General features: G+C 66.7%; 6 protein-coding genes. All 6 read right to left on the bottom strand.

Features of this window, described 5'->3' with window-relative positions:
* On the bottom strand, window positions 1–327 hold a 327-nt coding region (locus ACOJTD_RS09365; protein WP_420132649.1), incomplete at its 3' end, for a TetR/AcrR family transcriptional regulator.
* 109 nt (window positions 328–436) lie between these two features.
* Window positions 437–904, bottom strand: coding sequence for a DUF1348 family protein (locus ACOJTD_RS09360; protein ID WP_420132648.1), 468 nt, complete (start codon window positions 902–904; stop codon window positions 437–439).
* A gap of 65 nt (window positions 905–969) precedes the next feature.
* Window positions 970–2,217, bottom strand: coding sequence for an OpgC domain-containing protein (locus ACOJTD_RS09355; RefSeq protein ID WP_420132647.1), 1,248 nt, complete (start codon window positions 2,215–2,217; stop codon window positions 970–972).
* Window positions 2,218–2,375: 158 nt separating this feature from the next.
* Window positions 2,376–3,746, bottom strand: a complete 1,371-nt coding sequence (locus ACOJTD_RS09350) for an NAD(P)/FAD-dependent oxidoreductase (RefSeq protein WP_420132646.1) — start codon at window positions 3,744–3,746, stop codon at window positions 2,376–2,378.
* 90 nt (window positions 3,747–3,836) lie between these two features.
* Window positions 3,837–4,295 carry a tol-pal system-associated acyl-CoA thioesterase gene (gene ybgC / locus ACOJTD_RS09345; RefSeq protein ID WP_420132645.1) on the bottom strand — a complete coding sequence of 153 codons (459 nt, stop codon included), beginning with the start codon at window positions 4,293–4,295 and terminating at the stop codon, window positions 3,837–3,839.
* Between the two features lie 14 nt (window positions 4,296–4,309).
* Window positions 4,310–5,257 (bottom strand): Holliday junction branch migration DNA helicase RuvB (gene ruvB / locus ACOJTD_RS09340; protein WP_420132644.1); only part of this gene is annotated, 948 nt, incomplete at its 5' end.

Here is a 5,257-nt window from a genome sequence, read left to right as displayed (position 1 = left end):
CAGGCAGACGCGAGCGCCGGAACGAAAATACGCGTCGACACCGGTCAGCATGGCGTCGATCGCGGCGCGCGGATCGTCCGGCTCGCGCAGCGGCGCAAAGATATTGGCCTCGAACCAGCCGTCGATCTCGGCCAGCACCTCGGCCGCCATCTGCTTCTTCCCGCCCGGGAAGAAGTGATACAGGCTGCCCTTGCCGAGCCCGGTCGCCTCGGTGATCAACGCCAACGACGCGCCCTCATAACCATGCGCACGAAACACCTCGCCGAGCAGCGGCAACAGCGCGGCGCGGTCGGTTGACGGCTTGGTGGTTGGGCGTGGTGTCTTCACAGGCGCCTACTATCGACGACGTATGAGCCTCTCCCCGTCATGGCCGGGCTCGTCCCGGCCATGACGGCGGGTGGGGTTGTGGCCGAGTGTAAGCAAAACGAGATCCGATTCAAAACGGCTCCGCCGCCAGCCCCGGCACATCGGCCGGGCGCGGCCCGGGGGCGGGCCAGTGGAAGCGGCGCTCGCTCTCCTTGATGGCGACGTCGTTGATGCTGGCCTCGCGGCGGCGCATCAGGCCGGCGTCGTCGAATTCCCACTGCTCGTTGCCGTAGGAGCGGTGCCACTGGCCGGCATCGTCGTGCCATTCGTACTGGAAGCGCACCGCGATGAAGTTGCGGTCGAACGCCCACAGGTCCTTGATCAGCCGATACTCTTGCTCGCGCTCCCACTTGCGGGTGAGGAAATCGACGATGGCGTCACGGCCCTGCAGGAAGTCCGCGCGATTGCGCCAGCGGCTGTCCGGCGTGTAGGCGAGCGACACCTTCACCGGATCGCGTGAATTCCAGGCATCTTCGGCCAGCCGCGCCTTCTGGGCGGCGGTCTCGCGGGTGAACGGCGGCAGCGGTGGACGCGACATCTCGCTTCTCCTTCGGCTTCAATGCCGCGGAGATTGTACCGATCGGTACAACGAGTCAAGCGGTCTCAGGCCGGCGTCTTCACCACACGCGTTTCGCCGTCCGCATCGGCCGCGGCCGCGTGCGGCCTCGGCGCGTCCTCGACCGGCATCGTCACCGGCACGGTGAACAGCGTCGGCAGGTTGCGATACCAGGTGGCGACCCAGGCGATGCCGATCAGCAGACCGATGCCGGCGAGGCTGACGAAGATCTGCATCGGGATTCCGCCCGACACCTGGCGCAGGATCCAGTGCGCGGTGAACGACAGCAGCACGCCGAAGCAGAACACCGGCAGCGAGCGCTGGCCGCACAGGATGATCGGATGCAGCGCACGCGAGCGCAGCGCCGGCAGATCCGGCGGCAGCAGCTTCACCACGATGGTCAGGAGCGCGAGGAAGTGGATCAGCCGCAGCGGCGACAGGCTGGTCTTGTCGATCGGATAGATCACCTTGCCGACCGCGTCCGGCACCAGCCCGTACAACGACTCGAAATTCCACGACAGCGCGACCACGAAGGCGATGCCGACGATCAGCCACGACAGCGTCTGGTTCGGCCACGACTTCACCCACGGCCGGATCTGCGGCCCGTTGCCGAAGCCGCACCAGATGCCGAACACGAACAGGAACTGCCAGGCGAACGGATTGAAGTACCAGTGGCCGTCGGGGAACGACGGCAGATTCCAGCCGAGCGTGCGCGACACGATGTAGAGCAGGCCCGACAGGATCAGCGTGGTGTGCGGCCGGCGCATCAGGCCCCACAGGATCAGCGGCGCCACCACCACAAGGATGATGTACAGCGGCAGCACGTCGAGATTGACCGGCTTGTACTTCAGCAGCAGGGCCTGCTGGATCATGACGTCGGGGTTTTCGAGAAACTGCGCGACGTTGAACTCGTCCTTGTACATCGGATTGTCGAAGCGCCGCGCGGCGCGCGCGATCTGCGCGGTGAAGAACAGGAACAGGAAGACGTGCGCCACATAAAGCTGCGCCGCCCGCGTCCACAGCCGCTTGATCGCCGCCACCATCTCGCCGGAGCGGATCGCCGGGCCGTAGGCGAAGCCGATCGAATAGCCGGAGATGTAGACGAAGAACTCGGCGGCGTCGGCGAAGCCGTAGTTGCGCAGCGTCAGCCAGCTCATCACGTTGTAGGGGATGTGATCGAGGAAGATCATCCACTGGCCGAGGCCGCGCAGGAAATCGAGCCGGAGATCGCGCTCCTTCGGCCCGAGAAATTCCACCACGCGCGGCGTCTCGTTACTAGCGTTCACACCTGCCATGCCGGGTCCCTGCGCGAATCATTCGATGCGCGGCGCACTCTATCCGACCGGGGCCGTCTCATCGCCCTGCGATAAACCGCGGGGCGCTCCGTGCGGCATGCGGGCCACAAGAGTTCCACGCCGGACGAACCCCGCGTCCGGTTCCCGCAAGGGTGCCGTCAGTGCAACTTCACCGTCGGGGTCGGCCGCGTCGAGCCGGACAGCAGGCTGAGCAGCGTCCGGCCGCGGCCGTACAGCGCCGCCTCGTGCATCTTGTACAGCGAGCGATACATGAAGCGGGCGAAGTAGCCCTCGATCAGGAAGCTCTTGCCGACCAGCGAGCCCATCAGGCTGCCGACCGCCGAATACTTGCCGAGCGACACCAGCGAGCCGAGATCGCGATAGCGGAACTCGTCGAGCTGCTGGCCGGCGAGGCGCTTCTCGATCTGCGCCAGCAGGAATTCGGCCTCCTGATGCGCCGCCTGGGCGCGCGGCGGCACGTTGTTCTCGTAGCCGGGGATCGCGCAGGCGGCGCAATCGCCGAGCGCGAACACGTCGTCGTCGCGGCTGGTCTGCAGCGTCGGCCGGACCACCAGCTGATTGATCCGGTTGGTCTCCAGCCCGTCGATATCCTTGAGGAAATCCGGCGCGCGCACGCCCGCCGCCCACACCACCAGTTCGGACGGAATGAGCTGGCCGTCGGCGAGCTTGATGCCATCCGGCAGCACTTCGGCGACACGGGCGCGGGTGCGGACCTCGACGCCGAGGTCCTGCAGCAGCTTGAGCGTCGCCTGCGAGATCCGCTCCGGCAGCGCCGGCAGGATACGGTCGGCGGCTTCGATCAGCACGATCTTGAGGTCGTGCTCGGGATCGATCTTGTCGAGCCCGTAGGCGATGATTTCGCGCGCGGTGTGGTGCAGTTCGGCGGCCAGCTCGGTGCCGGTGGCGCCGGCGCCGATGATGGCGACGTGAAGTTGGCCCGGCTCGATGGGCGTGTGCTGATGCTGGGCGCGCAGGCAGGCATTGACCATGCGGCGGTTGAACCGAGTCGCCTGCTCCGGCGTCTCCAGCGGCACCGCATGCTCCTTGGCGCCGGGCGTGCCGAAATCGTTGGTGACGCTGCCGACGGCAACGATCAGCGTGTCGTAGCCGAGTTCGCTCTCCGGATTGATCTCGCGGCCTTCGTCGTCGATCACCGGCGCCAACTTGATGACCTTGCGGGCGCGGTCGAGCCCGTTCATCTCGCCGAGCCGGTAGTGGAAATGATGCCAGTGCGCCTGCGCCAGATAGTTCAGCTCGTGCTGCGAGCGGCGCAGCGAGCCGGCCGCGATGGCGTGCAGCAGCGGCTTCCAGATATGAGTACGGCTGCGGTCGACCAACGTGACCCGGACGGCGCCGGCGTCGCCGTACTTGTCGCCGAGCGCGGTCGCGAGTTCGAGGCCGCCGGCGCCACCGCCGACAATGACGATCCGGTGGGGCGTGGCGGACCTCCCGACAGCCGGGGTCTCCGCACCAGGAGTAACCGTCGCAGGCGTAACCGTACCAGTCATGGGCGCTCCGGGCGGGAGAGAACAGCGGTCCTCATCGTTTAGCATCAAACGATCGGACGCCCTAGCGCCGGTACGCCGCCGCACACAGGATCAGTTAACGTCAGCCTTCATCGCGACGCGAAGCGGTAGTGGGATCGGCCGGGCGCGGCCGCCGGAAACGAACGCGACCTTGACCTTGGCTTCGATCAGAACGTCGTCGCCCCGCCTCACCTGCTGATGCATGGTGATCGACGCGCCGCGCACCTCGATCGGCCGAGTGATCACCTCGAGCAGATCGTCCATCTTGGCCGGCTTGAGAAAATCGAGCTGCATCGCCCGTACCACGAAGGCGAACCCCGGCGTCTCGCTCTCCGCCTCCGCAAACAACTCACTCTGCGCCGCCCCGAGCAGCCGCAGATAATTCGTCCGCCCGCGCTCCATGAAGCGCAGATAGTTGGCGTGATAGACGATGCCGGAGAAGTCGGTGTCTTCGTAATAGACCCGAATGTGCATGTGATGGACGCTGTCGCGGATAGCGCCGTCGAGGGGGTAGGACACTGGATTACTCATTGCTTTCGGCACGCCTACTCTGGATCCCCGGCATCACCGAACAGCCCGATCTGCGCCGGGTCGCGGGCGGGGGCGGCGAGGCCGAGGTGGCGGAAGGCGTGGTCGGTGAGCAGGCGGCCGCGCGGGGTGCGCTGCAGGTAGCCGCACTGGATCAGATACGGCTCGATGATGTCCTCGATGGCGTCGCGCGGCTCGGACAGCGCCGCCGCCATGGTCTCGACGCCGACCGGACCGCCGCCGTAGTTGAGCGCGATGGTCGACAGATAACGACGATCCATGGCGTCGAGCCCGGCGCTGTCGACTTCGAGCGCGCCGAGCGCATGGTCGGCGATTTTGCGGTCGATCGCTTCGGCATCGGCCGCCGAGGCGAAGTCGCGAACGCGGCGGAGCAGCCGGCCGGCGATGCGCGGCGTGCCGCGGGCGCGGCGGGCGATTTCGTTGGCGCCGTCATTGGTGATCGGCGTGCCGAGCACGCGGGCGCCGCGGCGCACGATGCTCTCCAGTTCGTCGATGGTGTAGAAATTCAGCCGCACCGGAATGCCGAAGCGGTCGCGCAGCGGATTGGTCAGGAGGCCTGCGCGCGTGGTGGCGCCGACCAGCGTGAACTTCGACAGGTCGATTTTCACCGAACGCGCCGCCGGCCCCTCGCCGATGATCAGGTCGAGCTGAAAGTCCTCCATCGCCGGATACAGCACTTCCTCGACCGACGGGCTGAGGCGGTGGATCTCGTCGATGAACAGCACGTCGCGTTCTTCGAGATTGGTCAGCAATGCCGCGAGATCGCCAGCCTTGGCGATCACCGGGCCGGAGGTGGCGCGAAATCCGACGCCAAGTTCGCGCGCGACGATCTGCGCCAGCGTGGTCTTGCCGAGGCCGGGCGGGCCGACGAACAGCACGTGGTCGAGCGCTTCTTTCCGCTTGCGCGCGGCGTCGATGAACACTTGCAGATTGGCGCGCGCCTG

Source organism: Rhodopseudomonas sp., assembly GCF_048594845.1.
In the GTDB taxonomy this organism is placed as follows: domain Bacteria; phylum Pseudomonadota; class Alphaproteobacteria; order Rhizobiales; family Xanthobacteraceae; genus Rhodopseudomonas.
Note: the sequence above shows the minus strand (reverse complement) of the source record. Positions and strands in the feature narration are given on the sequence as shown.

What these genes read in the sequence shown, in the direction of transcription:
- ACOJTD_RS09360 (WP_420132648.1), bottom strand. Translation starts at nt 904, where the DNA reads ATGTCGCGTCCACCGCTGCCGCCGTTCACCCGCGAGACCGCCGCCCAG.
- ACOJTD_RS09355 (WP_420132647.1), bottom strand. Translation starts at nt 2,217, where the DNA reads ATGGCAGGTGTGAACGCTAGTAACGAGACGCCGCGCGTGGTGGAATTT.
- ACOJTD_RS09350 (WP_420132646.1), bottom strand. Translation starts at nt 3,746, where the DNA reads ATGACTGGTACGGTTACGCCTGCGACGGTTACTCCTGGTGCGGAGACC.
- ybgC (WP_420132645.1), bottom strand. Translation starts at nt 4,295, where the DNA reads ATGAGTAATCCAGTGTCCTACCCCCTCGACGGCGCTATCCGCGACAGC.